The sequence below is a fragment of the Streptomyces sp. TRM68367 genome, assembly GCF_014495685.1.
In the GTDB taxonomy this organism is placed as follows: Bacteria; Actinomycetota; Actinomycetes; order Streptomycetales; family Streptomycetaceae; genus Streptomyces.
In genome coordinates, this window is record NZ_JACTVI010000077.1 from 1 (window position 1) to 26,182 (window position 26,182).

14 protein-coding genes and 1 tRNA gene are annotated in these 26,182 nt (G+C 71.0%); 11 read left to right on the forward strand and 4 right to left on the reverse strand.

Annotated features, from left to right (window positions below):
* Positions 1–95: 95 nt before the first annotated feature.
* Positions 96–761: a DegT/DnrJ/EryC1/StrS family aminotransferase gene (locus tag H8R17_RS33585; RefSeq protein WP_262505694.1), complete on the forward strand. Its 666-nt coding sequence runs from the start codon at positions 96–98 to the stop codon at positions 759–761.
* A 98-nt stretch (positions 762–859) separates the two neighbouring features.
* Positions 860–932 (forward strand) — tRNA-Thr (locus tag H8R17_RS33590).
* Positions 933–991: 59 nt separating this feature from the next.
* Here H8R17_RS33590 and H8R17_RS33595 read toward each other — a convergent pair.
* Entirely contained in the window at positions 992–3,745 is a 2,754-nt protein-coding gene (locus H8R17_RS33595; protein ID WP_187826997.1) for a SpoIIE family protein phosphatase, read from the reverse strand.
* A 386-nt stretch (positions 3,746–4,131) separates the two neighbouring features.
* Here H8R17_RS33595 and H8R17_RS33600 point away from each other — a divergent pair, with 386 nt between their 5' ends.
* From H8R17_RS33600 to H8R17_RS33640, 9 genes are all read left to right on the forward strand, one after another.
* Positions 4,132–9,609 carry a HAMP domain-containing protein gene (locus H8R17_RS33600; RefSeq protein WP_187826998.1) on the forward strand — a complete coding sequence of 1,826 codons (5,478 nt, stop codon included), beginning with the start codon at positions 4,132–4,134 and terminating at the stop codon, positions 9,607–9,609.
* 274 nt (positions 9,610–9,883) lie between these two features.
* Positions 9,884–10,564 (forward strand): two-component system response regulator, encoded by a 681-nt coding sequence (locus tag H8R17_RS33605; protein WP_187826999.1) that lies wholly within the window; start codon positions 9,884–9,886, stop codon positions 10,562–10,564.
* Positions 10,565–10,726: 162 nt separating this feature from the next.
* Entirely contained in the window at positions 10,727–13,438 is a 2,712-nt protein-coding gene (locus tag H8R17_RS33610) for a DNA translocase FtsK (RefSeq protein ID WP_187827000.1), read from the forward strand.
* A gap of 268 nt (positions 13,439–13,706) precedes the next feature.
* Positions 13,707–14,531, forward strand: coding sequence for a RodZ domain-containing protein (locus H8R17_RS33615; protein WP_187827001.1), 825 nt, complete (start codon positions 13,707–13,709; stop codon positions 14,529–14,531).
* A gap of 91 nt (positions 14,532–14,622) precedes the next feature.
* Positions 14,623–16,116: a 30S ribosomal protein S12 methylthiotransferase RimO gene (rimO, locus tag H8R17_RS33620; RefSeq protein WP_187827002.1), complete on the forward strand. Its 1,494-nt coding sequence runs from the start codon at positions 14,623–14,625 to the stop codon at positions 16,114–16,116.
* A 269-nt stretch (positions 16,117–16,385) separates the two neighbouring features.
* Positions 16,386–17,270, forward strand: a complete 885-nt coding sequence (gene pgsA / locus H8R17_RS33625) for a CDP-diacylglycerol--glycerol-3-phosphate 3-phosphatidyltransferase (protein WP_187827018.1) — start codon at positions 16,386–16,388, stop codon at positions 17,268–17,270.
* Positions 17,267–17,812: a CinA family protein gene (locus tag H8R17_RS33630; protein WP_187827003.1), complete on the forward strand. Its 546-nt coding sequence runs from the start codon at positions 17,267–17,269 to the stop codon at positions 17,810–17,812. The genes pgsA and H8R17_RS33630 overlap by 4 nt, the downstream gene beginning before the upstream one ends.
* Positions 17,813–17,921: 109 nt before the next feature.
* A complete protein-coding gene (locus H8R17_RS33635; RefSeq protein WP_003993396.1) occupies positions 17,922–18,302 on the forward strand; it encodes a helix-turn-helix domain-containing protein in 381 nt (126 codons plus the stop codon).
* A 203-nt stretch (positions 18,303–18,505) separates the two neighbouring features.
* Positions 18,506–18,976, forward strand: coding sequence for a Dps family protein (locus H8R17_RS33640; RefSeq protein WP_187827019.1), 471 nt, complete (start codon positions 18,506–18,508; stop codon positions 18,974–18,976).
* Positions 18,977–19,331: 355 nt separating this feature from the next.
* On the opposite strand, the gene H8R17_RS33645 is transcribed toward H8R17_RS33640, so the two are convergent.
* The 3 genes from H8R17_RS33645 to H8R17_RS33655 form a co-directional block, all read right to left on the reverse strand.
* Positions 19,332–20,096 carry an SDR family NAD(P)-dependent oxidoreductase gene (locus tag H8R17_RS33645; RefSeq protein ID WP_187827004.1) on the reverse strand — a complete coding sequence of 255 codons (765 nt, stop codon included), beginning with the start codon at positions 20,094–20,096 and terminating at the stop codon, positions 19,332–19,334.
* Between the two features lie 115 nt (positions 20,097–20,211).
* On the reverse strand, positions 20,212–21,051 hold the full coding sequence (locus H8R17_RS33650; protein WP_187827005.1) for an Fpg/Nei family DNA glycosylase: 840 nt from the start codon (positions 21,049–21,051) through the stop codon (positions 20,212–20,214).
* A 44-nt stretch (positions 21,052–21,095) separates the two neighbouring features.
* On the reverse strand, positions 21,096–26,168 hold the full coding sequence (locus H8R17_RS33655) for an ATP-dependent helicase (RefSeq protein WP_187827006.1): 5,073 nt from the start codon (positions 26,166–26,168) through the stop codon (positions 21,096–21,098).
* Between the last annotated feature and the right edge of the window lie 14 nt (positions 26,169–26,182).

The following is a 26,182-nucleotide window of genomic DNA, read 5'->3' on the forward strand; positions in this document are numbered from 1 at the left end:
CCCGGAACTTCGGTTCCGGGTCCAACCCTCTTTTGATTTGCGTTACTTGAAGTTCACGTTGCGCAACCATCATCTGCTGTATGGGTACTGCTGCAATGCTCAGGGCCGCTGGCGTCGGAGTCGGTGACGAGGTCATCGTGCCAGCGTTCGGGAACGTCGAAGTGGCCGAGGCCGTCGCCCTGGCCGGTGCGTTGCCGGTGTTCGCCGACATAGATCCGGTCAGCTACTGCCTCGACCCCGAGGCGGCCGAGATGGCCGTAACCCCGCGAACGGCGGCTGCCGTTGTCGTACACCGCTTCGGGCGGCCGGCGGACATAGCGCTGCTGCATGCGGTCGGGCAGCGGCACGGGCTGCTCGTGCTGGAGCAGGGGGAGTCCGAGGCGCCGTACGACGAGATCGCTCAGCGGCGGCAGCGGGCGGCGTATCTCGATGCGAAGTTGCGGGGTGTGCAGACGCCGGACGGCGGGGACGGGCACACCTACCAGCAGTACGTCGTGCGGGTGCCGGGGAACGGGCGGCCCGACCGGGACGCGTTCGCCCGGGCCGTGCGGGCCAGGGGAATCGACTGCCGGGTGCCGGTGAAGACGCCCGTGCACCGGCTGCCGGAATTCCGGCGGTGCGTGGTGTCCCTGCCGCACACCGAGCGGGCCGCGGACGAGACGCTCGCGCTGCCGGTGGACGCCTCGTTGACGAAGCGCGACATGCACCGGATCGTGAGTGCGTGCAACGCGCTCGGAGGGCTGCTCCAGCCCGCCTTCTGAAGAGCGGTTCGTGGCCGGGAGGCCGTGGTTGGGAGCACCGGTCCGTTCGGGGTATGATCTATTGCGTTGCCGCGAGGGAAAACCTCGAAAAGCCGCAGGCCCCTATAGCTCAGTCGGCAGAGCGTCTCCATGGTAAGGAGAAGGTCAACGGTTCGATTCCGTTTGGGGGCTCCGGAAGAAAAGGCCTCCGCCCGATAAGGGTGGGGGCCTTTCTCGTGTCTGCGTGCTCGTCAGTCCTTGTGGAGGCCGGGGACACGCATCGCCAGGATCGCCATATCGTCCGACGGGGCGTCCGACGCGAAGCGTTCCACGGCGCGCATGATGCGGGCCGCGACCGCGCCCGCCGTGAGGCCGGTGCAGGTGGTGAGGACTTCGGCGAGGCCGTCGTCGCCCAGCATGCGGGTGCCCTCGCGGCGCTCGGTGACGCCGTCCGTGACGCACAGCAGGACGTCGCCCGGGTCGAGGGTGACCGTCTGCTCGTACAGCTCCAGGTCCTCCATGACGCCCAGCAGCGGCTGGGGTTCGGCGGCCGGTTCGACCGTGCCGTCCTGGCGCAGGCGCAGCGGGAGCGGGTGGCCCGCGCAGACCACCTTCAGTTCCGCGCTGCCGTCCTCCTGCGGGCGCATCTCGCCGTACAGGAGCGTCAGGAAGCGGCTGCGGGCGCCCTCGTCGAGGATCGCGGAGTTCAGGCGCTCCAGGACGGCCGGGCCGCTCAGGCCCTCGCGGGCCAGGAGTCTCAGTGCGTGCCGGGCCAGGCCCGTGACGGCCGCCGCGTTCGGGCCCGTACCGCAGACGTCGCCGATGGCGAAGCCGTAGGCGCCGTCGTGGATGGGGAAGAGGTCGTAGAAGTCGCCGCCGACCTCGTTGCCCTCGCCGGCCGCGCGGTAGATGACCTCGACCTCCACGCTGCCGATCTCGGGAAGTTCGGGCGGCAGGAGGCTGCGCTGCAGGGACTGGCTGATGGCCATGCGCTCGGAGTAGAGGCGGGCGTTGTGCAGGGCCAGGGCGGCGCGGCGGGAGAGGTCCTCGGCCAGTTCCAGGATCTCCTGGCGGAAGTGTTCGTCGGTCGGCTTGCCCAGCGTGAGCATGCCGATGACGCGGTTGCGGGCGACCAGGGGCAGGACGACCGTCTCGCCGCCCACGGCGGACGCCGTGGCGAGGGTGGGGCCGATTCCCGCCGACATCTGGTGGATGGGGCCGCCCGTCAGGCCGAGGCTGCGCATGGAGCTGCGCAGCGCCGCCTGGTGGGCCACCTCGCCGGGCGCCGTCCAGACGCGGGCGCCGGGCGTGGGTACCGGGTCCGGCGGGGAGATTTTCGACAGCAACGACTTGATACCGTCGATGAGTTCCTCGTCCTCGTGCAGGACGTACGAGAGATACGGCTCGGAGGCCTGGTCGGCGATCGTGTAGACCGCGCACCAGGTGGCCAGGCTCGGGACCGTCATCTGGGCCATGAGGGCCAGGGTCTGGTCGCGGTCGAGGGTGCCGGCCAGGAGGTCGGAGGCCTCGACGAGGAAGCTGAGGGAGCCTCGGCGCAGCCGCTCAAGTTCGCCCAGACGAGCGGATTCCACGGCGAGCGCGATGCGGTCGGCGGCGAACTGGAGGCGCAGTGCCTCCTCGTTGGAGTACCGGCCGGGGGCCTCTGCGGCGACGCCGAGGGCGCCAGTGAGACGGCCCTCGACCTTCAGCGGGACGGTGACGACCGAGCGCATGCCCGTGCCGTTCAGCAGGGGTACGGCGCCCGGTACGGCCGTCAGGTCGTCGTGGACGGCGGGCATGCGGGCGGAGCCGTAGCGGCCGGGGCCGGCCTCGACGGGGACGCGGGCGAAGCGCTGGCGGGCGGAGGGCAGGCCGGTCGAGGCGCGCACCTCCAGCTCCGTCTCGTCGTCGGTGGCGAGGAGCAGGAAGGCGGAGTCGCCGTCGAGCATGTCGCGGGCGCGTTCCACCGTGCGCTGGAGGAGGCCGTCGAGGTCGTCCGGGGCGGGGGAGCCGATGAACACCTCGAAGGGGTCGGTGCTCTGGCCCTCGGAGGAGGTGGCCGTGTCGGAGGCGGGTCCGCGCAACGGCGTCTGCAGGACCGCGCGTTCGTGGTTCCGGACGAGGAGGCAGACCGTGGAGGGCTCGCCGCCGGTGTCGCGGACGCGGAGGTGGGAGGCGTACACGGGTGTGACGCGGCCGTTGGCGCCCCTTATGCCGTAGCTGCCCTCCCAGCGGGAGAGTTGGAGTGCCTCCGCGATGCCGGTGCTCGTGCCGGGGGTGTGCGGCCAGGCCGCCAGGTCGGTGAGGGGTTTGCCGATGACCTGTTCGGCCTGGTAGCCGAAGAGCTCCTCGGCGTCCTCGTTCCAGGCCGTGATGGAGCCGGAGCGGTCGATCTGGACGACGGCGACGCGGACCCGGCCGTCGGCGAGCGGGAGGAGGTCGGCGGGCAGGGACGGGCCCGCGGTGCGGGTGCCGACCGGGCGTTCCGGCAGGTCGAGTTGGAACCAGACGTTCTTGTGGGTGGGCGTGTACTCGACGCCCCAGCGGGTGGCCAGGGCCGCGCACAGCTGGAGTCCGCGGCCGCCCTCGCGGTCGGGGCTGCCCATGGTGGCGGGGGAGCCCTGGAGCGGGACCTCCCGCTCGGGATACCGGTCGGCCACCTCGATCCGTACGCCGTCGTCGGTGCGCAGGCACAGCAGGTCGGCGGAGGTGCCCGCGTGCACCACGGCATTGGTGACGAGCTCGCTGGTGAGGACCACGGCGTCGTCGATGATGTCGGCGAAGCCCCAGCCCTGGAGGGTGTCACGGACGAAGGAGCGGGCGCTCGCGACCGATCGCCCGACGGGCTCGAAGCTGGCGGCCGCGCGCGCGGTGATCACAGAACTCCTCGTCCGGTTGTCGACGTGCAGGGCTCCGTGGCCGACCGGCCCGCGCCGCTGATGCAGCATCTGCGCGCCCGTCGGCCGGTCCGGGGGCTGTCCCCCCGGGATCAGTCCGGTGGTCATGTGTGCGGCCGCCCCTCCGATGCCCGCTCGTGCTCGTGCCACCGCCCAGGCCGGACGGACCGGCGTGGCTGGACAGCCGGATGCAAGGTTACTTACCTTCGCGGTCCATGCTGATGCCGGTCTGCAGTGTTTCCGTCCGGAGGGTGTGCGGACGATGTGCGAAGCTGCCGAACTGTTATGGCCTGGTTCGGGCAGGGTGAAACACTGGGCAAGCTTCTTGTGAAGGTCCGGGCAGGCCGGGTGTCATCTGCATATCGCGGGCAGCAGCCCTTGAAGCAGCCTGGTAGGTCGGGCAAGTGTATGCGGCAGTGAACAGTAGTAACCGGTATGCCGAGCGGTAATACCCGAGCACAGCAGTAACGGTCGACCCCTGCGGGAGGGACACAGTGGAGTCTGGCGCAGCGACGCGGGGCACGAAAACGCGCGCGAAGGGCGGACAGTCCCCGAGTAACCAGCGCCGTGCGAGCAACGGCACGACCGTGGTGGACACCGCTGCCCTGAACAGGCTGATGGTGGCTCTCGTGGCCATGCGTGACGGGAACTTCCGGAAGCGGCTCACGGTGTCCGGTGACGGCGTGATGTCGGAGATCGCGGCGGTCTTCAACGAGGTGGCCGACCGCAATATGCATCTGACCGGCGAGTTGGCGCGGGTACGGCGCATGGTGGGGCGTGAGGGAAAGCTCACCGAGCGGCTGGAGACCGGGGCCTGTGAGGGATCCTGGTCGACCGCGATCGATCACTCGAACGCGCTGGTGGACGATCTGGTGCGGCCTGTCTCCGAGGTCAGCCGGGTGCTGTCGGCGGTGGCGGAGGGCGATCTGTCGCCCCGCATGGAGTTGCGAACGCAGACGCCGGAGGGGCCCGGGCATCCGCTGCGCGGCGAGTTCCTGAAGGTCGCGCGGACCGTCAACAATCTCGTCGACCAGCTGTCGACCTTCACGGACGAGGTCACCCGCGTGGCCAGTGAGGTCGGCACCGAGGGCAAGCTGGGCGGGCAGGCCCGGGTGCGCGGTATGTCGGGTTCGTGGAAGGACCTGACGGAGTCCGTGAACACGATGGCGTACCGGCTGACCGCCCAGGTGAGGGACATTGCGCTGGTGACGACGGCGGTCGCCAAGGGTGATCTGTCGCGGAAGGTCACCGTGCATGTCGCCGGCGAGATGCTGGAGCTGAAGAACACCGTCAACACGATGGTCGACCAGCTCTCCGCGTTCTCCTCCGAGGTGACCCGGGTCGCGCGCGAGGTGGGCACCGAGGGCATCCTCGGCGGCCAGGCCCAGGTGTCCGGCGTGGACGGGGTGTGGAAGGAGCTCACCGACTCCGTCAACACCATGGCCGGCAACCTCACCGTCCAGGTGCGCGGGATCGCCGAGGTGACGACGGCAGTCGCCAGCGGTGACCTGTCGCGGAAGGTGACCGTGGCGGCACGTGGCGAGGTCGCGCAGCTGGCCGACACGATCAACCAGATGACCGAGACGCTGCGGATCTTCGCGGACGAGGTCACGCGCGTGGCCAACCAGGTCGGCGCGGAGGGACGGCTCGGCGGCCAGGCGAACGTGCCGGGCGCGGCGGGCACGTGGAAGGACCTGACCGACTCCGTCAACACCGTCTTCCGGAACCTGACGATCCAGGTACGGGACATCGCCCAGGTGACGACGTCCGTTGCCAGCGGTGATCTTTCGCAGAAGGTCACCGTGGACGTGGCCGGCGAGATGCTGGAGCTGAAGAACACCGTCAACGGGATGGTGGACCAGCTCTCCGCGTTCGGTTCCGAGGTCACCCGGGTGGCCCGGGAGGTCGGTGTCGAGGGTGAGCTCGGCGGTCAGGCGCAGGTGATGGGCGCGGCGGGTACGTGGAAGGACCTGACGGACTCCGTCAACACCGCGTTCCGTAACCTCACCGGGCAGGTGAGGAACATCGCCCAGGTGACGACGGCGGTGGCCAACGGTGATCTGTCGCAGAAGGTCACCGTGGACGTCTCCGGCGAGATGCTCCAGCTGAAGAACACCGTGAACACGATGGTGGACCAGCTGTCGTCCTTCGCCGACCAGGTGACGCGGGTGGCCAGCGAGGTGGGTACGGAGGGCCGCCTCGGCGGCCAGGCCCGGGTGGACGGCGTATCCGGGACGTGGAAGGAACTCACCGACTCCGTCAACTCGATGGCGGGGAACCTGACGTCGCAGGTGCGCAATATTGCGCAGGTCACGACGGCGGTGGCCCGCGGGGACCTCTCCCAGAAGATCGACGTCGACGCGCGCGGGGAGATCCTGGAGCTGAAGAACACCATCAACACGATGGTGGATCAGCTGTCGAGCTTCGCCGACCAGGTGACCCGGGTCGCCCGCGAGGTGGGCACGGAGGGCCGCCTCGGCGGTCAGGCGCAGGTGCCCGGCGTGGCCGGCGTGTGGCGCGACCTGACCGACTCGGTGAACGGCATGGCCGGCAACCTCACCGCGCAGGTCCGCAACATCGCGCAGGTTGCCACCGCCGTGGCCCGCGGTGACCTGTCCCAGAAGATCACCGTGGACGCGCGCGGGGAGATCCTGGAGCTGAAGAACACCCTGAACACGATGGTGGACCAGCTGTCGTCGTTCGCCGAGGAGGTCACCCGCGTGGCCCGCGAGGTGGGCACGGAGGGCCAGCTCGGGGGCCAGGCCGAGGTGCAGGGGGTCGCCGGCACCTGGAAGGACCTCACGCAGTCCGTGAACTTCATGGCCAACAACCTGACCAGCCAGGTGCGCAACATCGCGGAGGTCACGACCGCGGTGGCCAAGGGCGACCTGTCGAAGAAGATCACCGTCGACGCCAAGGGCGAGATCCTCGAACTGGTCACCACCGTCAACACGATGGTCGACCAACTGTCGTCCTTCGCCGAGCAGGTGACCCGCGTCGCGCGCGAGGTGGGCACCGAGGGCATCCTGGGCGGCCAGGCGCACGTGCCCGGCGTCGTGGGCATCTGGAAGGACCTGAGCGACAACGTCAACCTGATGGCCAAGAACCTGACCGTTCAGGTGCGGAACATCTCCCAGGTTGCCGCCGCGGTCGCCAACGGCGACCTGACGCGCACGGTGACTATCGAGGCGCGCGGTGAGGTCGCGCAGCTCGCGGACACCTTCAACACCATGGTGAAGACGCTGAGTTCGTTCGCCGACCAGGTCACCAAGGTGGCCCGCGAGGTGGGCACGGACGGCATCCTCGGCGGTCAGGCGCACGTGCCCGGTGTGGCCGGCACCTGGAAGGACCTCACCGAGTCGGTGAACCAGATGGCGTCCAACCTGACCGGTCAGGTGCGCAACATCGCCATGGTTACCACCGCCATCGCCAAGGGCGACCTGACCAAGAAGATCGACATCGACGCGCGCGGGGAAATCCTGGAGCTGAAGACGACCATCAACACGATGGTCGACCAGCTGTCGTCCTTCGCCGAGGAGGTCACCCGCGTGGCCCGTGAGGTGGGCACGGAGGGCCAACTGGGCGGCCAGGCGCGAGTGCGTGACGTGGACGGCACCTGGCGGGACCTGACCGAGTCCGTGAACGAGATGGCCGGGAACCTCACCCGGCAGGTGCGGGCCATTGCCCGCGTGGCGACCGCGGTGACCCGCGGCGACCTGAACCTGAAGATCGACGTGGACGCGTCCGGCGAGATCCAGGAACTCCAGGACTACATCAACAAGATGATCGCCAACCTGCGCGACACCACGATCGCCAACCAGGAGCAGGACTGGCTCAAGGGCAACCTCGCCCGGATCTCCGCGCTGATGCAGGGCCGCCGCGACCTGGAGGACGTGGCCTCGCTGATCATGAGCGAGCTGACCCCGGTGGTCTCCGCGCAGCACGGCGCGTTCTTCCTCGCCATGCCGAACCTCGACGACCACGGCGGCGCGGGCGGCGACGCGTACGAGCTGCGGATGCTCGGCTCGTACGGCTACTCGATGGGCTCCATGCCGACGTCGTTCGGTCCGGGTGAGGGGCTGATCGGGACGGCGGCCCAGGAGAGGCGCACGATCCTCGTGGAGAACGCGCCCAGCGGCTATCTGAAGATCTCCTCCGGGCTCGGGGAGGCGCCGCCGGCGCAGGTGATCGTGCTGCCGGTGCTGTTCGAGGGCACGGTGCTCGGCGTCATCGAGCTGGCGTCCTTCACGCCGTTCACGCAGATCCAGAAGGACTTCCTCAACCAGATCGCCGAGATGATCGCGACCAGCGTCAACACCATCTCGGTCAACACCAAGACGGAGCAGCTGCTGAAGCAGTCGCAGGAGCTGACCGAGCAGCTGCGTGAGCGCTCGGCCGAGTTGGAGCAGCGGCAGAAGGCCCTGCAGGCCTCCAACGCCGAACTGGAGGAGAAGGCCGAGCTGCTGGCCCAGCAGAACCGCGACATCGAGGTGAAGAACACCGAGATCGAGGAGGCGCGGCAGGTCCTGGAGGAGCGCGCGGAGCAACTCGCGGTCTCCATGCGCTACAAGAGCGAGTTCCTCGCCAACATGTCGCACGAGCTGCGGACGCCGCTCAACTCGCTGCTGATCCTGGCCAAGCTGCTCGCCGACAACGCCGAGGGCAACCTCTCCCCGAAGCAGGTCGAGTTCGCCGAGACCATCCACGGCGCCGGCTCCGACCTGCTGCAGCTGATCAACGACATCCTCGACCTGTCGAAGGTCGAGGCGGGCAAGATGGACGTCTCCCCGACGCGTATCGCGCTCGTCCAGCTCGTCGACTACGTGGAGGCCACCTTCCGGCCGCTGACCGCGGAGAAGGGCCTGGACCTGTCCGTACGGGTCTCGCCGGATCTGCCCGCCACCCTGCACACCGACGAGCAGCGGCTGCTGCAGGTGCTGCGCAACCTGCTGTCCAACGCGGTGAAGTTCACCGACTCCGGCTCGGTCGAGCTGGTCATCCGGCCCTCGCGGGACGATGTCCCGCAGGGCATCCGGGAGCAGTTGCTGGAGACCGGTTCGATGACCGACCCGGACGCGGATCTGATCGCGTTCTCGGTGACCGACACCGGCATCGGCATCGCGGCCAGCAAGATGCGGGTGATCTTCGAGGCGTTCAAGCAGGCCGACGGCACGACCAGCCGCAAGTACGGCGGCACGGGCCTGGGGCTGTCCATCTCGCGGGAGATCGCCCAGCTGCTGGGCGGGGAGATCCACGCGCAGAGCGAGCCGGGCCGCGGCTCGACGTTCACGCTGTATCTGCCGATGCACCCCACCGAGTTGCCGCCGCAGGGCTACCAGCAGCCCATGGCCGCCCTGAACGTCGGCGACCTGGTGTCGTCCGCCTCGGACCTGGCCCACCTGTCCGAGCTGTCCGAGGCGGAGGTCGAGACGCCGGCCGAGGTGAAGTCGTACCAGGAGACGCAGAACGGCCCCGCGGCCCTCTTCCGGCGCCGCCGCCGGAGCCTGCCGGAGATCGAGCCACGCCCTGCGCAGCAGGAGCAGTGGCCGGCCGCCGAGCAGGAGGCGGCGCCGCGGTCGCTGCGTGGGCTGCGCTTCGGCGGCGAGAAGGTGCTGATCGTCGACGACGACATCCGCAACGTCTTCGCGCTCACCAGCGTCCTGGAGCAGCACGGCCTGTCCGTGCTGTATGCCGAGAACGGCCGCGAGGGCATCGAGGTCCTGGAGCAGCACGACGACGTGGCGGTCGTCCTGATGGACATCATGATGCCCGAGATGGACGGGTATGCAACGACCACGGCGATCCGCAGGATGCCGCAGTTCGCCGGGCTGCCGATCATCGCGCTGACCGCGAAGGCGATGAAGGGCGACCGGGAGAAGGCGATCCAGTCGGGCGCCTCGGACTACGTGACGAAACCGGTCGACCCCGATCACCTGCTGGCGGTGATGCAGCAGTGGATGCGGGAGGAGTGACCGTAACGTTCGGACATCGCGTGGATGTGGTGGGAACGATCGTGGTTCCCACGGAGTTGCTGACAGAGTGTGCGCGACGCCGTGTAGAAGCACGGGGATCGGGGAACCTTCTGGTCCCCTGCTGCGTTTCTGCTACGTGCACAGTGACATCGCGGTGACAGGGTGTGGCGACAGGCGGGGTGCGGCTACCATGACCGGCACGAGGGCGGGCGGCGTAAGGGAGTCGCCCCCTGGGGCGGAGCCCGGTGCACTGCCGGGGCGAGGAGGGCGGGCCATGGTGCAGAAGGCCAAGATCCTCCTGGTCGATGACCGGCCGGAGAATCTGCTGGCGCTGGAGGCGATCCTCTCTGCGCTCGATCAGACACTGGTGCGGGCATCGTCCGGGGAGGAAGCGCTCAAAGCACTGCTCACGGACGATTTCGCGGTCATTCTGCTGGACGTCCAGATGCCGGGCATGGACGGTTTCGAGACCGCCGCCCACATCAAGCGGCGGGAGCGCACGAGGGACATCCCGATCATCTTCCTCACCGCGATCAACCACGGGCCGCACCACACCTTCCGGGGGTATGCGGCGGGAGCGGTTGACTACATTTCCAAGCCGTTCGACCCGTGGGTGCTGCGCGCGAAGGTCTCGGTCTTCGTCGAGCTGTACATGAAGAACTGCCAGCTGCGGGAGCAGGCGTCCCTGCTGCGGCTCCAGTTGGAGGGGGGCGGCAGGAACGCAGACGGTGAGGCCGAGGAGTCCGCCGGTCTGCTCGCGGAGTTGTCGGCGCGGCTCGCGGCGGTCGAGGAGCAGGCCGAGGCGCTGTCCAAGCAGCTCAACGACGAGTCGACGGACGCGGCGGCGGTCGCCACGGCGGCCCATCTGGAGCGCAAGCTCACCGGGTTGCGGCGGGCGCTGGACGCGCTGGAGCCGGGAGCCGACAGTTCAGCGTCGGTGCCCTCGCAGAACTGACGGACCGGATGCGACGGGGCATTGGCGAGGCCCACTGCCACGCCCCGCTGGTTCGTCGTCGCGTGAGGGCTTGTCAGTTCGGCGCCTCCGCAAGGGCGACACGAACGGGTGAAGCGGTAAGCACACGTGTCCCCTGTCGTCTTCACCGGTAACCTCACACCTATGGCCTCACGTCCTTCCGCAGCCAAGAAGCCGCCCGCGAAGAAGGCGGCCGCTTCAGCGAAGGCTCCGGCGAAGAAGGCCGCTGCCAAGAAGGCCCCTGCCAAGAAGGCGCCGGCGAAGAAGAAGGCCGCGGCGAAGAAGCCCGCGCCCCAACCGGCGCCGAATCCCACCGGGGGCATCTTCCGGCTCGCGCGCGCCCTCTGGCTCGGCGTCGCGCACGCCGTCGGCGCCGTGTTCCGCGGCATAGGACGGGGCGCGAAGAACCTCGACCCCGCCCACCGCAAGGACGGCGTCGCGCTGCTGCTGCTCGGTATCGCGCTGATCGTCGCCGCCGGCACCTGGGCCGACCTGCGCGGCCCCGTCGGCGACCTGGTCGAGATCCTGGTGACCGGTGCCTTCGGGCGGCTCGACCTGCTCGTGCCGATCCTGCTCGCGGTCATCGCCGTGCGCTTCATCCGGCACCCCGAGAAGCCCGAGGCCAACGGCCGTATTGTCATCGGCCTGTCCGCGCTCGTCATCGGCGTGCTCGGCCAGGTCCACATCGCCTGCGGCTCGCCCGCCCGCAGCGACGGCATGCAGGCCATAAGGGACGCCGGCGGCCTCATCGGCTGGGCGGCGGCGACCCCGCTGACGGCGACGATGACCGAGGTCCTCGCCGTACCCCTGCTCGTGCTGCTGACGGTCTTCGGGCTGCTCGTGGTCACGGCCACCCCGGTCAACGCCATCCCGCAGCGGCTGCGGCAGCTCGGCGTGAAGCTCGGGATCGTCCGTGAGCCCGAGGAGGACGAGCTCACCGACGACGATCAGCGCTACGACGAGCAGTGGCGCGAGGCGCTGCCCGCGCGCCCCCGTAAGCGTCAAAGCGCCTCCCGGTCGTACGACCCCGACAGCGCGGAGGAGGACGCCCTCTCGCGGCGCCGTGGGCGGCCCCGGCGGTCCGCGGTGCCGCAGCCCGACATGGAGCGGCAGCCGGACGCCGTGGACGTCGCGGCGGCGGCCGCGGCGGCGCTCGACGGTGCCGTCCTGCACGGCATGCCGCCCTCGCCGATCGTCGCCGACCTCACCCAGGGCGTCAGCGTGGGCGACCGTGCCGAGACCACGCCGACCCCGACACCGGTCCCGGCGGCGCGCCCCAAGCAGGAGAAGCTCGACGGGGACGTCCCCGACCTCACCAAGAAGCCGCCCGCCGAGACCCGCGACCTGCCCTCGCGCGCGGAGCAGCTCCAGCTCTCCGGCGACATCACCTACTCCCTGCCGTCGCTTGACCTGCTCACGCGCGGCGGCCCCGGCAAGGCGCGCAGCGCCGCCAACGACGCCATAGTCGCCTCGCTCACCACCGTCTTCTCAGAGTTCAAGGTCGACGCCACCGTCACCGGCTTCACCCGCGGGCCGACGGTCACCCGCTACGAGGTCGAGCTGGGCCCCGCCGTGAAGGTCGAGCGGATCACCGCGCTGACCAAGAACATCGCGTACGCCGTGGCCAGCCCGGACGTGCGGATCATCAGCCCGATCCCCGGCAAGTCGGCGGTCGGCATCGAGATCCCGAACACCGACCGCGAGATGGTCAACCTCGGCGACGTCCTGCGGCTCGCGGAGTCCGCCGAGGACGACGACCCGATGCTGGTCGCCTTCGGCAAGGACGTCGAGGGCGGCTACGTCATGCACTCGCTGGCGAAGATGCCGCACATGCTGGTCGCCGGCGCCACCGGATCCGGCAAGTCGTCCTGCATCAACTGCCTGATCACCTCGGTCATGATGCGCGCGACCCCCGAGGACGTCCGGATGATCCTGGTCGACCCCAAGCGGGTCGAGCTGACCGCCTACGAGGGCATCCCGCACCTGATCACCCCGATCATCACCAACCCCAAGCGGGCCGCCGAGGCGCTCCAGTGGGTCGTACGGGAGATGGACCTCAGGTACGACGACCTGGCGGCGTACGGCTACCGGCACATCGACGACTTCAATCGCGCCGTGCGCGAGGGCAAGGTCAAGCCGCCCGAGGGCAGCGAGCGCGAGCTCCAGCCGTACCCGTACCTGCTGGTGATCGTCGACGAACTCGCCGACCTGATGATGGTGGCGCCGCGGGACGTCGAGGACGCGATCGTGCGGATCACGCAGCTCGCGCGCGCGGCCGGCATCCACCTGGTGCTCGCCACGCAGCGGCCGTCGGTCGACGTGGTCACCGGCCTGATCAAGGCGAACGTGCCCTCGCGGCTCGCCTTCGCCACGTCCTCGCTCGCCGACTCCCGGGTCATCCTCGACCAGCCCGGCGCCGAGAAGCTGATCGGCAAGGGCGACGGGCTGTTCCTGCCGATGGGCGCCAACAAGCCCACCCGTATGCAGGGCGCGTTCGTGACCGAGGAGGAGGTCGCGGTCGTCGTCCAGCACTGCAAGGACCAGATGGCGCCCGTCTTCCGGGACGACGTCGTCGTGGGCACCAAGCAGAAGAAGGAGATCGACGAGGACATCGGCGACGACCTCGACCTGCTGTGCCAGGCGGCCGAACTTGTCGTCTCCACGCAGTTCGGGTCGACGTCCATGCTCCAGCGCAAGCTGCGGGTCGGCTTCGCCAAGGCCGGGCGGCTGATGGACCTCATGGAGTCCCGGAACATCGTCGGACCGAGCGAGGGTTCCAAAGCTCGTGACGTTCTTGTGAAGCCTGATGAGGTGGATGGCGTGCTCGCGGTGATCCGTGGGGAGTCTGAGGGGTAGGGAATACGGCACGCCACAGTGGTCGCCTCGCGCGGCGGGTACGGAAACCGGGTGTCCGGATCGTGACTCACCCGTGAGGGATCATTGAGCAACTGTTTCCCTTCGGCGTACGTCAAGTTGAGGGAAGAGACAAGCAGGTACCCCGCCATCGGCATGTCGGGCCATACCGATGGCGTACAAAGTCCTACCGCCCGGTTGCCCCACCCTTTTGCACCCCCCCTAGACTGAACCTCCAGCACAGGCGGCTACACGCTCGAAAGGCGCCCCCGTGTCCATCGGCAACTCCCCTGAAGACGAGCGTCCGTTCGAAGACGTTTCCGAGGAAGCCCGCCCCTCCGTCGGCCGAGTCCTGCAGCAGGCCCGCATCGCGGCCGGGCTGACCGTCGACGACGTCAGTAGCGCCACCCGGGTCCGCATGAACATCGTGCACGCCATCGAGGCGGACGACTTCGCCGCCTGCGGCGGGGACGTCTACGCGCGCGGGCACATCCGGACCCTGGCCAAGGCCGTGCACCTCGATCCGGCCCCGCTGCTCGCGCAGTACGGCGCCGAGCACGGCGGGCGGCCCGACCCCGCCCTGGCCGCGTCTCTCTTCGAGGCGGAGCGCATCCGCCCGGAGCGATGCGGGCCGAACTGGACCGCGGCCATGGTCGCCGCGATCGTCGCCGTGATCGGATTCGTCGGGTTCACCCTGTTCCAGGACACCGACGGCGCCCGGAACCAGGTCGCCGCCGGCACCACCCCCACCGCCGACAAGTCCCCGTCACCGACCCCCAAGAAGCCCGCCGACCCCAAGCCTGATCCGTCGGACGCCATCGCCGCCGCGCCCCGGGACAAGGTGACCGTCCAGGTCAGCGCGACCGACGACCACAGCTGGATCTCCGCCAAGGACCACAACGGCGGGCTGCTGTTCGACGGCCTGCTCAAGCAGGGCGACACCAAGACGTTCCAGGACAGCTCCAAGATCAACTTGATCCTCGGCAACGCCGGCGTGATCGATCTGTATGTGAACGGCAAGAAGATCGAGCAGGAGTTCCGGCCGGGCGCCGTGGAGCGCCTGACCTACACGAAGGGCGACCCCGAGGTCGGATAACGGGTCCGAAGGTCCGAGTGGGACGGGGTTGGTCAAGATCGGCCAACCCCGTTGACGTGGGGTGTCAGTGGGACGAAGTAGTCTTGAGCCCATGCCTGAACGCCGTACCGTCGCACTCGTCACCCTTGGCTGCGCCCGTAACGAGGTGGACTCGGAGGAGCTCGCAGGCCGTTTGGAGGCGGATGGCTGGCAGCTCGTGGAGGACGCCGAGGAAGCGGACGTCGCCGTGGTGAACACGTGCGGCTTCGTCGAGGCGGCCAAGAAGGACTCCGTGGACGCCCTCCTTGAGGCCAACGACCTCAAGGGGCAGGGGAGAACCCAGGCCGTGGTGGCGGTGGGCTGCATGGCCGAGCGGTACGGCAGGGATCTCGCCGAGGCCCTCCCCGAGGCCGACGGCGTGCTCGGCTTCGACGACTACGCGAACATCTCGGACCGGCTCCAGACCATCCTGAACGGCGGCATCCACGCCGCGCACACCCCGCGCGACCGGCGCAAGCTGCTGCCGATCAGCCCGGCGGAGCGGCAGTCGGCGTCCGACGTCGCCCTGCCCGGACACGGCGCCGCGTCCGACCTCCCGGAGGGCATCGCTCCGGCCTCCGGCCCGCGTGCCCCCCTGCGCCGCCGCCTCGACGGCTCCCCGGTCGCCTCGGTCAAGCTCGCCTCAGGCTGCGACCGGCGCTGCTCGTTCTGCGCCATTCCGTCCTTCCGCGGCTCCTTCATCTCCCGCCGCCCCAGCGACGTGCTGAACGAGACGCGGTGGCTGGCCGGGCAGGGCGTCAGGGAGATCATGCTGGTCTCCGAGAACAACACCTCCTACGGCAAGGACCTGGGCGACATCCGTCTGCTGGAGTCGCTGCTGCCCGAGCTGGCCGAGGTCGACGGCATCGAGCGGGTCCGTGTCAGCTACCTCCAGCCGGCCGAGATGCGCCCTGGACTGATCGACGTGCTGACCTCGACGCCGAAGGTCGCCCCCTACTTCGACCTGTCCTTCCAGCACTCCGCGCCCGGCGTGCTGCGCGCGATGCGCCGCTTCGGCGACACCGACCGCTTCCTGGAGCTGCTCGACACCATCCGTGGCAAGGCACCCGAGGCCGGCGTGCGGTCCAACTTCATCGTCGGCTTCCCCGGCGAGAGCGAGGCCGACCTCATCGAGCTGGAGCGGTTCCTCACCCACGCGCGGCTGGACGCCATCGGCGTCTTCGGCTACTCCGACGAGGAGGGCACGGAGGCGGCGACGTACGACGACAAGCTCCACGAGGACGCGGTCGCCGAGCGGCTGGCCCGCGTGTCCCGGCTGGCCGAGGAACTGGTCTCGCAGCGCGCCGAGGAGCGGCTGGGCGAGACCGTGCGCGTGCTCGTGGAGTCCGTGCCGTCGGAGTCGTCCTCGTCCTCGGACGACGAGGATGTGTACGGCCGTGCGGCGCACCAGGCGCCCGAGACCGACGGGCAGGTGCTGCTCACGAGCGGCGAGGGCCTGAGCGTCGGTCGTATGGTCGAGGCGAAGGTGGTCGGTACGGAGGGTGTCGACCTGGTGGCCGAGCCGTTGCGGGGCTCGCTCGCGTGGAGTGAGGAGGCGGGCAGATGACCGGAGTTCCGGCATCCGCGGCAGGAGGCTCCTCCGGCGCGCGGAGGGCCGTGGCCGGTCCGGCACCGGGCGCCGCCGTTCCGGGTGCGGGGGCGGGCGGTCGCACGGGATCGGGCGCGGCCCTCGGGGCTGTGGGCGGTCTCGCGGGTGCGGACCGGGCCTTGGGCGCTGCGGAAGGGCGCGCGGGCGGAGTTGTCGGGCCTGTGGACGAGCGTGCGGGCGCGGATGGTGTCCTCGGGGCTGCAGATGGGCGTGCGGGCGCGGACGGGGTGCCGGGTGCTGCGGGCGGTCGCGCGAGTGAGGGCGGCGCTCGTGGTGCGGGTGGTCGTTCCGCTTCCGGCGCGGCTGCGGCTCGGTCCGGTTCGGGTGCGGCTGGGGCCGGTTCGGGTTCGGGCGAAGACGCGGTGCGGCGGGCTGACGGGGCTTCGGAGGCCGGTGCTGCTTCCGGTGCCGTATCCGGAGGCGAGGGTTCGGGCGTCGCAGGCGGCGATGAGGGTACCGATTCCGGTGTGCAGGCCGGTGCGAAGCCGGCGCGAGGCGGGAAGCTGGCGGCGGTGGCCGTCGACCAGGCCAGCGTCTGGAACATCGCCAACCTGCTGACCGTGCTCCGGCTGATCCTTGTGCCGGGCTTCGTGATGCTGATGCTGGCCGAAGGCGGGCACGACCCCGCGTGGCGGGCGTTCGCCTGGGCGGCCTTCGCCATCGCCATGATCACCGACCTCTTCGACGGCCATCTGGCGCGGACCTACAACCTCGTCACCGACTTCGGGAAGATCGCCGACCCCATCGCCGACAAGGCGATCATGGGGGCGGCGCTGATCTGTCTCTCCGCGCTGGGCGACCTGCCGTGGTGGGTGACGGGCGTCATCCTCGGCCGGGAACTCGGGATCACACTGCTGCGCTTTCTGGTCATTCGATACGGCGTCATCCCGGCGAGCCGCGGCGGCAAGCTCAAGACCCTCGCGCAGGGCGTCGCCGTCGGCATGTATGTGCTGGCGCTGACGGGGTGGCTGGCCTCTCTGCGGTTCTGGGTGATGGCGGTGGCGGTTGTTCTGACCGTTGCGACCGGTCTCGACTATGTGAGACAGGCCATTGTGCTGCGCCGGCAGGGAATCGCCGAGCGCAAGGCGGCGTTGGAGGAGACGGAAGCGTGAGTTCCACGGCCACCGAGGTGGTGCGACTACTCACAGTGAGGGGCGAGACGCTCGCCGTCGCCGAATCGCTCACCGGTGGTCTCGTTGCGGCGGAGATCACATCGGTCCCCGGGGCGTCCAAGGCCTTCCGGGGTTCGGTGACCGCGTACGCCACCGGGCTCAAGCATGAACTGCTCGGTGTCGACGCCACCCTGCTGGCCCAGCGCGGAGCGGTGGATCCGCAGGTCGCGGGCCAGATGGCGGGTGGCGTGCGCAAGGCGCTCGGCGCCGACTGGGGCATCGCGACGACCGGAGTCGCGGGCCCGGAACCCCGGGACGGCAAGCCCGTCGGGACGGTCTTCGTGGCCGTGGACGGGCCCCTGGGAGCCGAATCCGGTTCCGCCGGTGGCGGAAAAGTGGAGGCCCTGAGGTTGAACGGCGGCCGTGCGGAAATTCGTATGGAGAGTGTACGGAGCGTACTCGCACTGCTCCTGGCGGAGATTGTGAGCGAACACACTGGGAATGAGCGGACACAGGATACGGAACGGAACGGGGGGTTTTGATGTTTGCAGCCCTGAGTGAACACGACATCGCTCCCCGCACGGCCGCAGCGCGAGGCGGTACGGTGGGGCGAGAAGGATGCGGCTACGCGGTCCGAGGAGGGAGCCACCGATGATTCTGCTCCGTCGCCTGCTGGGTGACGTGCTGCGTCGGCAGCGCCAGCGCCAGGGCCGTACTCTGCGCGAAGTCTCCTCGTCCGCCCGAGTCTCACTCGGCTATCTCTCCGAGGTGGAGCGGGGGCAGAAGGAGGCTTCCTCCGAGCTGCTCTCCGCCATCTGCGACGCGCTGGACGTACGGATGTCCGAGCTCATGCGAGAAGTGAGCGACGAACTCGCCCTCGCCGAGCTGGCCCAGTCTGCAGCGGCCACCCCCAGCGAACCTGTCCCCACACCGGTACGTCCGATGCTGGGCTCCGTCTCGGTGACCGGTGTGCCACCGGAACGGGTGACCATCAAGGCGCCCGCCGAGGCGGTGGACGTCGTCGCCGCGTGAGGGTCACGTGCGCGCACCAGTGAAGCCGACGAGGCGCCGCAAGAGAACGTGAGGCCCCGGCGGGACCTCTCCGGGAAGACCCGGAGGGGTGCCGTCGGGGCTTCTCTTTCGCGCAGTGTGCCCCCTATGTGTGCGTTTGCCGGTATGTGGCTCCGCGGTCATGGTGGAGGGACATGACGGGGGCGAGCCCCACGGAGGTGCGGATGTACGTCGTGAAGAGCCCGTTGTCCGACGCGAACCTGAAGACCGTCGCCGAGGCGCTGCAGGGCGCCCTCGTCGATCTGGTGGACCTCGCCCTGGTGGCGAAGCAGATCCACTGGAACGTGGTCGGACCGCGCTTCCGCACCGTGCATCTCCAGCTCGACGAGGTCGTGGACCTCGCGCGGACCCAATCCGACACCGTGGCGGAACGCGCCGCCGCACTGGGGTCCCCGCCCGACGGCCGGGCCGCGACGGTGGCCGTCGGCAGCGGCATCGGGGTCACACCGGAAGGATGGGTCGACGACTCGACCGCCGTGGGTGCCCTGGTGGACGCGCTGGGCGCGGTGATCGCGAACATGCGGGAGCGGATCGCGGCGACCGGGGAGGCCGATCCGGTGAGCCAGGACATCTTCATCGGGATCACCGCGGATCTTGAGAAGCACCGGTGGATGTTCCAGGCCGAGAACGGGTGACGGGGCGTTGGCCGTCGGGTCGAGTGTCCGGGGCGCCGTCCGTTCCGGCTCAGCGGTGTGCGGGTGTCCCTTGGGGCGTCCTGTCCTTGGGTGAGGCGGCCGTGCGGCGTCGGGCTGGAGGTGGCGGCCATGGCGAGGCGGACAGTTCGCTGGGCGGCCGTTGTCGGCGCCGGGGCGCTGTGGTGGTGGGCCGTGCTGCGGCTTGCGCTGGTCCCTGGCGCGGGGCCGGTGGAGGGGGCGGTCGCGGCCGGCGGGTGGGGACTGAGCCTGCTTCCGGTGCACTGCGTGGCCAGGACGCGGGCGGCCGGAGCCGTCGGCCCGGGTCGGTGGCGCCGGGCCTGGCGGGCGGCCGCCGCTACCAGGGCATCGCCACACCCCCGTTCGGGCGCAGGATCTGCCCCGTCATGAACGACGACGCCTCGGACGCCAGGTGCAGCACCGCGTGGGCGACGTCCTCCACCGCGCCGACCCGGCCCAGCGGCGACATCCGCGCCATGGACGCCTCGATGCGCGCCTGCGCCTGGGCCTCGTGCCGGTCGGTCATGGGCGTGCGGATCCAGCCCGGCGCGACCGCGTTGACGCGGATGCCGTACCGGCCGACCTCCGTCGCCAGCGTCTTCGTCAGCTGGACGACCGCCGCCTTGGCCGCGCCGTAGCAGAGCAGGCCGGGGCCGCCGCTGTCGACGGCGCCCGAGGCCATGGTGACGATGCTGCCGCGGGCGCCCCGGTTGATCATCAGGCGGGCCGCCTCCTGGCAGGCGTACAGCACGCCCTTGAAGTTCACGTTCACGACCCGGTCGAGGTCCTCGTCGCGGGTCTCCAGGACGGGGCTGCTGTGCATGATCCCGGCGACCGCGGCCAGCACGTCCAGGTGCCCGCAGGAGGCGATGGCCTGGCCGAGCCGGTCGCGGTCGGTGACGTCGAGGGGGTGGGTGTGGGCCGTGCCGTTCGCGCTCTTGATCCGGGTCGCCGTCTCGTGCAGGCCCTGCTCGTCCCGGTCCGCGCAGTGCACGGTGGCCCCCGCCTCCGCGAGCAGCACCGCCGAGGCGCGGCCGATGCCGCTGGCGGCGCCGGTGACGAACGCGGTGCGGCCGGTGAGGTCGTACGCCGTGAGGGGCATAGGGTGACGGTACGAAGTTTTCTGACGGATCGTCAATTACTCGTGCGCGGACGGTTTCCTGTGGCAGTAGGCCGGTTTGTGGGCGGTGGGTCGGCCCATCGGGCCGCGGGTTGGTCTATCGGGCCGTGGGCCGGTTCCGCCGCGCCTGGGGAGCATCCGGTGCCGGGGCCGGGCCCGTCTGGCAGGTGGGGCACCAGTACGTGGGGCGTTCGCGGGAGCCGGCGCCCTGGTCGGCCGCGCGGACCGACGTCTGGCAGCGCAGGCACGGGCGGGGTGCGCGGCCGTACACGAACAGGTCCTGGCCGCGGCGGCCCGTCGTACTGCGGACGGGGCGGTCGCGGTTGGCCTCCAGCAGCTTCCTGGCGAGCTCGGGCAGCTTCGCGGCGCGGTCGGCGGGCAGGGCGCCGACGGGGAGCCAGGGGGTGGCGCCGAGCAGGAAGCACAGCTCGCTCTTGTAGACATTGCCGACGCCGGCGAGGTTGCGCTGGTCGAGGAGGGCCTCGCCGAGGGGGCGGGCGGGGTCCGCGAGGAGGTTGGCCAGGGCGTGCTCGGGGTCCCAGTCCGGGCCCAGGAGGTCGGGGCCGAGGTGGCCGACGGCGCGGTGTTCGTCGGTGGTGCGCAGGAGGTCCAGCACGGGGAGGCGGTAGCCGACGGCCGTGCGGTCGGCGGTGCCGAGGATCACGCGGATCTGGTGCGCCGGGCCGCCGCTCCAGCGCTGGCCCGCGGCGTACACCTTCCAGGAGCCGTCCATCTGCAGGTGCGTGTGCAGGGTCAGGCCGCCCTCGATGCGCGTGAGAAGGTGTTTGCCGCGCGGAGTGACGTCCAGGACGGCACGGCCCGTGAGGTCGGCCGTGGCGTAGCGGGGCACCCTGAGGTCGCTGCGGGTCAGCACCTTGCCCGCGAGGGCGCCGTGCAGCCGCCTCGCGGTCTGCCAGACCGTGTCTCCTTCGGGCATGGGTCAAGGGTGGCACGGGGTGCGGGCGGGTGCGGTACGGGTGGTCAGGCGCGCAGGCGCAGACCACGGGGGGTTGCGATGAAGCCTGCTCCTTCCAGGAGGGTGCCGAAGGGGGAGGTCAGCGCCGAGGCGCCGTTGACGCGCTCGACCGTGACCGTGCCGAGGGAACCCGCGCGCGCGGCTGCCGCGAGCGCCTCCGCGGCCGTGCGCAGGCGTGGGTCCTCGGTGGCCTGTCCGTCCGGGGCGGAGGGCCAGGCGAGCAGGGTCTTGCCGCCGCGCTCCATGTAGAGAGTCAGCTCGCCGTCGACCAGCACGACCAGGGAGCCGGCCTTGCGGCCCGGCTTGTGCCCGGCACCGGTCGGGGGCTCGGGCCAGGCGAGCGCGGCGCCGTACGCGTTGGCTGGGTCGGCGGCGGCCAGGACGACGGCCCGGGATTCGGCGGAGGAGCGTGTACGGCCGCGGGGGTCCCAGTATCCAGATCCGTACGGGGAGCCCGGGCCGTACGACGAGCCGGAACCGTACGCAGAACCCGTACCGCTTCGGGGCCCGCCCGCGCCCGGCGAGGCCAGGTCGCGGGGGGAGACGTAGTCGCCCGGTGAGAGGCGGGTGTCCGGGAAGGTGAAGGGGTCGTCTAGGCCGGGGTAGCCGGAGCCGGAGCCGGAGTCCTGGCTGTCCGGGAAGGGGGTGGCGTCAGGTTCGCCGAAGCCGTCGGCGCCCGGGAAGTCGCCCGGTGAGCCGGAGTCGCCGGCCGGCCCGAAGCGGCCCGGTGCGCCGACGCCGTCGGACGGTCCGTAGCCGCTCGGTGCGCGGGCGCTGTCGGGCGGGAAGTCGTCGGTGGCGCCGTTTCCGAGGCCCGGGGGCGGCAGGGTCTCGCCCCGGTCGCGGGCGCCCGCCACCGCGCGCAAGCGGTCCACGGCGCCGTCCATCGCGAACTGCGCCGCGCCGAGGCCCTCGACCACATAGCCGCGCCGGGCCTGGCCGCTCTCCTCGAAGGCGGACAGGATGCGGTACGTCGCCGAGAACCCGCCCTCGACGCCTTCGGCGGAGACCGCGCCCCGGGTCACGACGCCGTGCCGGTCGAGGAGGGTGCGCGCCAGGGCGTGGGCACGGACCGTGGGGTCGGACTCGCGGGCCGGCAACAGGGACCAGCGGCCGGCGACGGTCGGCGGGCCCGTACGGGACGCCGGGCGGGCGGCGGCCGTCAGGGAGCCGTAGCGCCCGCGCGGGACCGTGCGCTTGGCACGGTGGGCTGTGGACCCGGCGGTGCGGCCCGAGCCCAGCAGGGAGCGCATGGGGGCGAGCGTGTCGTTGGTGAGCCGTCCCGACCAGGCCAGGTCCCAGAGAGCGTCGGCCAGTTGGGGGTCGGTCACGTCGGGGTGGGTGGTGGCCCGCACTTGGTCGGCGATCTGGCGGAAGAACAGGCCGTAGCCGCCGGAGAGGGCGTCCAGCACGGACTGGTGCAGGGCGGTCAGCTCCAGCGGATGCGAGGACGGCAGGAGGAGCGGGGCCGCGTCCGCCAGGTACAGGGAGACCCAGCCGTCCTTGCCGGGCAGAGCGCCCGCTCCGGCCCACACCACCTCGCCGGCGGCGGTCAGCTCGTCCAGCATCGCCGGCGTGTAGTTCGCCACCCGGGACGGCAGCACCAGCTTCTCCAGGGCGGACGCGGGCACGCACGCGCCCTGTACCTGCTCGACGGCGCGCACCAGGCCGTCGATGCCGCGCAGGGAGTGCCCCTTGCCGATGTGCTGCCACTGCGGGAGGAACTGGGCGAGCGCCGGCGGCGGCACCGGCTCCAACTCGTGCCGCAGGGCGGCCAGGGAACGGCGGCGCAGCCGTCGCAGCACGGCCGCGTCGCACCACTCCTGCCCGATCCCGGCCGGGTGGAACTCGCCCTGTACGACCCTCCCCGTCGCCGCCAGCCGCTGGAGGGCACCCTCGGTGACCGCCACGCCCAGGCCGAAGCGGGCCGCTGCCGTGGCCGACGTGAACGGGCCGTGGGTGCGGGCATAGCGCGCGAGGAGGTCGCCGAGCGGGTCCTTGACCGGCTCGGTGAACGCCTCGGGGACCCCGACCGGCAGCGCTGTGCCGAGCGCATCGCGCAGGCGGCCCGCGTCCTCGATCGCCGCCCAGTGGTCGGCGCCCGCGATGCGGACCCGGATCGCGCGGCGGGCACCCGCCAGGTCCTGCGCCCACTGCGGCTCGGCGCCCCGCTCGGCCAGCTCGGCGTCCGTGAGCGGGCCGAGCAGCCGCAGCACGTCGGCGACGCCTTCGGCGTCCTTGACGCGGCGGTCCTCGGTGAGCCACTGCAGCTCCCGCTCCAGCTCGGTCAGCACGTCCGCGTCGAGCAGCTCGCGCAGCTCCGCCTGGCCGAGCAGCTCGGCCAGCAACCGCGAGTCCAGCGACAGGGCGGCCGCGCGGCGCTCGGCGAGCGGGGAGTCGCCCTCGTACAGGAACTGGGCGACGTACCCGAAGAGCAGGGAGCGCGCGAAGGGGGACGGCTCGGGGGTGGTGACCTCCACCAGGCGCACCTTGCGGGACTCCAGGTCGCCCATCAGCTCGACCAGGCCGGGCACGTCGAAGACGTCCTGGAGGCATTCGCGGACCGCCTCCAGGACGATCGGGAACGAGCCGAACTCGCTCGCCACCTGGAGCAGGTGTGCCGCACGTTGGCGCTGCTGCCACAGCGGGGTCCGCTTGCCGGGGTTGCGGCGCGGCAGCAGCAGGGCACGGGCGGCGCACTCGCGGAAGCGGGACGCGAACAGCGCCGAGCTGCCGACCTGGTCGGTGACGACCTGGTCGACCTCGCCCTTGTCGAAGACGACGTCCGCCGCGCCGACCGGCGCCTGCTCGGCGTCGTACTCCGTGCCCGTCTTCGCCGGTTCCTGGTCCAGGAGGTCCAGGCCCATGAGGTCCGCGTCCGGCAGGCGCAGCACAAGCCCGTCGTCGGCGTGCATGACCTGCGCGTCCATGCCGTACCGCTCCGAGAGCTTGGCACCCAGCGCCAGGGCCCACGGGGCGTGCACCTGGGCGCCGAAGGGGGAGTGCACGACCACGCGCCAGTCGCCGAGCTCGTCGCGGAAGCGCTCCACGACGATCGTGCGGTCGTCCGGGACGTGGCCGCAGGCCTCGCGCTGTTCGTCGAGGTAGGACAGGACGTTTTCCGCGGCCCAGGCGTCCAGGCCCGCGGCGACCAGGCGCAGACGGGCGTCGTCCTTGGGCAGCGAGCCGACCTCGCGCAGGAACGCGCCCACCGCGCGCCCCAGCTCCAGCGGGCGGCCGAGCTGGTCGCCTTTCCAGAACGGGAGCCGGCCCGGGACACCGGGCGCCGGGGACACCAGGACGCGGTCGCGCGTGATGTCCTCGATCCGCCACGAGCTGGTGCCTAGCGTGAACACGTCCCCGACCCGGGACTCGTACACCATCTCCTCGTCCAGCTCGCCGACCCGGCCGCCGCCCTTCTTCGGATCTGCGCCGGCGAGGAAGACCCCGAAGAGGCCCCGGTCGGGGATGGTGCCCCCGGAGGTGACCGCAAGACGCTGGGCGCCCGGGCGGTCGGTGACCGTGCCGGCGACGCGGTCCCACACGACGCGCGGGCGCAGCTCCGCGAAGGCGTCGGACGGGTAGCGGCCCGCGAGCATGTCCAGGACGGCCGTGAACGCGGACTCCGGGAGCGAGGCGAAGGGGGCGGCACGGCGGACCATGGCGAGCAGGTCGTCGAACTGCCACGTGTCCATCGACGTCATCGCGACCAGCTGCTGGGCCAGCACGTCCAGCGGGTTGGCGGGGACCTTCAGGGCCTCGATGGCGCCGGTGCGCATCCGCTCGGTGACCACGGCAGCCTGCACGAGGTCGCCGCGGTACTTGGGGAAGACCACGCCGGTGGAGACCGCGCCCACCTGGTGTCCCGCGCGGCCGACGCGCTGCAGGCCGGAGGCCACGGAGGGCGGGGACTCCACCTGGACGACGAGGTCGACGGCGCCCATGTCGATGCCCAGCTCCAGGCTGGAGGTGGCGACCACCGCGGGCAGGCGGCCCGCCTTGAGGTCCTCCTCGACGAGGGCGCGCTGCTCCTTGGAGACCGAGCCGTGGTGGGCGCGCGCGATGACCGGGGGAGCGCCCTGGGCGGCGCCGGAGCCGCCCATCAGTTGGGCCGGTGCGTGGTGCTCGTCCAGCGGCTCGCCGGTGGCCCGTTCGTAGGCGATTTCGTTGAGCCTGTTGCACAGGCGCTCCGCGAGGCGGCGGGAGTTCGCGAACACGATGGTCGAGCGGTGCGCCTGGACCAGGTCGGTGATCCGCTCCTCGACATGCGGCCAGATCGACGGGCGTTCCACGCCCTCCGTGCCTTCGGCCACCGGGGAGCCGCCCAGCTCGCCCAGATCCTCCACGGGCACGACGACCGACAGGTCGAAGTCCTTCTCCGACGTCGGCTGAACGATCTCCACCTTGCGCCGGGGGGAGAGGAACCGGGCGACCTCGTCGACCGGGCGGACCGTCGCCGAGAGGCCGATGCGGCGGGCCGGCTTCGGCAGCAACTCGTCCAGCCGCTCCAGGGAGAGCGCCAGATGCGCCCCGCGCTTGGTGCCCGCCACCGCGTGCACCTCGTCCAGGATCACCGTCTCGACGCCGGTCAGGGCCTCGCGCGTGGCCGAGGTCAGCATCAGGAACAGGGACTCGGGTGTCGTGATCAGGATGTCCGGTGGGCGGGTGGACAGGGTGCGGCGCTCGGCGGCGGGGGTGTCGCCCGACCGGATGCCGACCTTCACCTCGGGCTCGGGCAGGCCCAGGCGTACGGATTCCTGGCGGATGCCGGTCAGCGGGCTGCGGAGGTTGCGCTCCACGTCGACGGCGAGTGCCTTGAGGGGCGAGACGTACAGGACGCGACAGCGCTTCTTCGGGTCGGCGGGCGGCGGTGTGGAGGCCAGCTGGTCCAGAGCGGCCAGGAAGGCGGCCAGGGTCTTGCCGGAGCCGGTGGGGGCGACCACCAGCACGTCCGAGCCCGCCCGGGTGGCCTGCCACGCGCCCGCCTGGGCCGCGGTGGGCGCGGAAAACGCCCCCGTGAACCAGCCGCGGGTCGCGGGGGAGAAGCCCTCCAGGGCTCGGTGTGCATCACTCGCCATGCGTCCATCGTGCA

Excerpts from the sequence above, each read along its gene's own strand:
- H8R17_RS33585 (WP_262505694.1), top strand. The coding sequence starts at position 96 with ATGCTCAGGGCCGCTGGCGTCGGAGTCGGTGACGAGGTCATCGTGCCA.
- H8R17_RS33595 (WP_187826997.1), bottom strand. The coding sequence starts at position 3,745 with ATGACCACCGGACTGATCCCGGGGGGACAGCCCCCGGACCGGCCGACG.
- H8R17_RS33605 (WP_187826999.1), top strand. The coding sequence starts at position 9,884 with ATGGTGCAGAAGGCCAAGATCCTCCTGGTCGATGACCGGCCGGAGAAT.
- H8R17_RS33610 (WP_187827000.1), top strand. The coding sequence starts at position 10,727 with ATGGCCTCACGTCCTTCCGCAGCCAAGAAGCCGCCCGCGAAGAAGGCG.
- rimO (WP_187827002.1), top strand. The coding sequence starts at position 14,623 with ATGCCTGAACGCCGTACCGTCGCACTCGTCACCCTTGGCTGCGCCCGT.
- H8R17_RS33635 (WP_003993396.1), top strand. The coding sequence starts at position 17,922 with ATGATTCTGCTCCGTCGCCTGCTGGGTGACGTGCTGCGTCGGCAGCGC.
- H8R17_RS33640 (WP_187827019.1), top strand. The coding sequence starts at position 18,506 with ATGTACGTCGTGAAGAGCCCGTTGTCCGACGCGAACCTGAAGACCGTC.
- H8R17_RS33645 (WP_187827004.1), bottom strand. The coding sequence starts at position 20,096 with ATGCCCCTCACGGCGTACGACCTCACCGGCCGCACCGCGTTCGTCACC.
- H8R17_RS33650 (WP_187827005.1), bottom strand. The coding sequence starts at position 21,051 with ATGCCCGAAGGAGACACGGTCTGGCAGACCGCGAGGCGGCTGCACGGC.
- H8R17_RS33655 (WP_187827006.1), bottom strand. The coding sequence starts at position 26,168 with ATGGCGAGTGATGCACACCGAGCCCTGGAGGGCTTCTCCCCCGCGACC.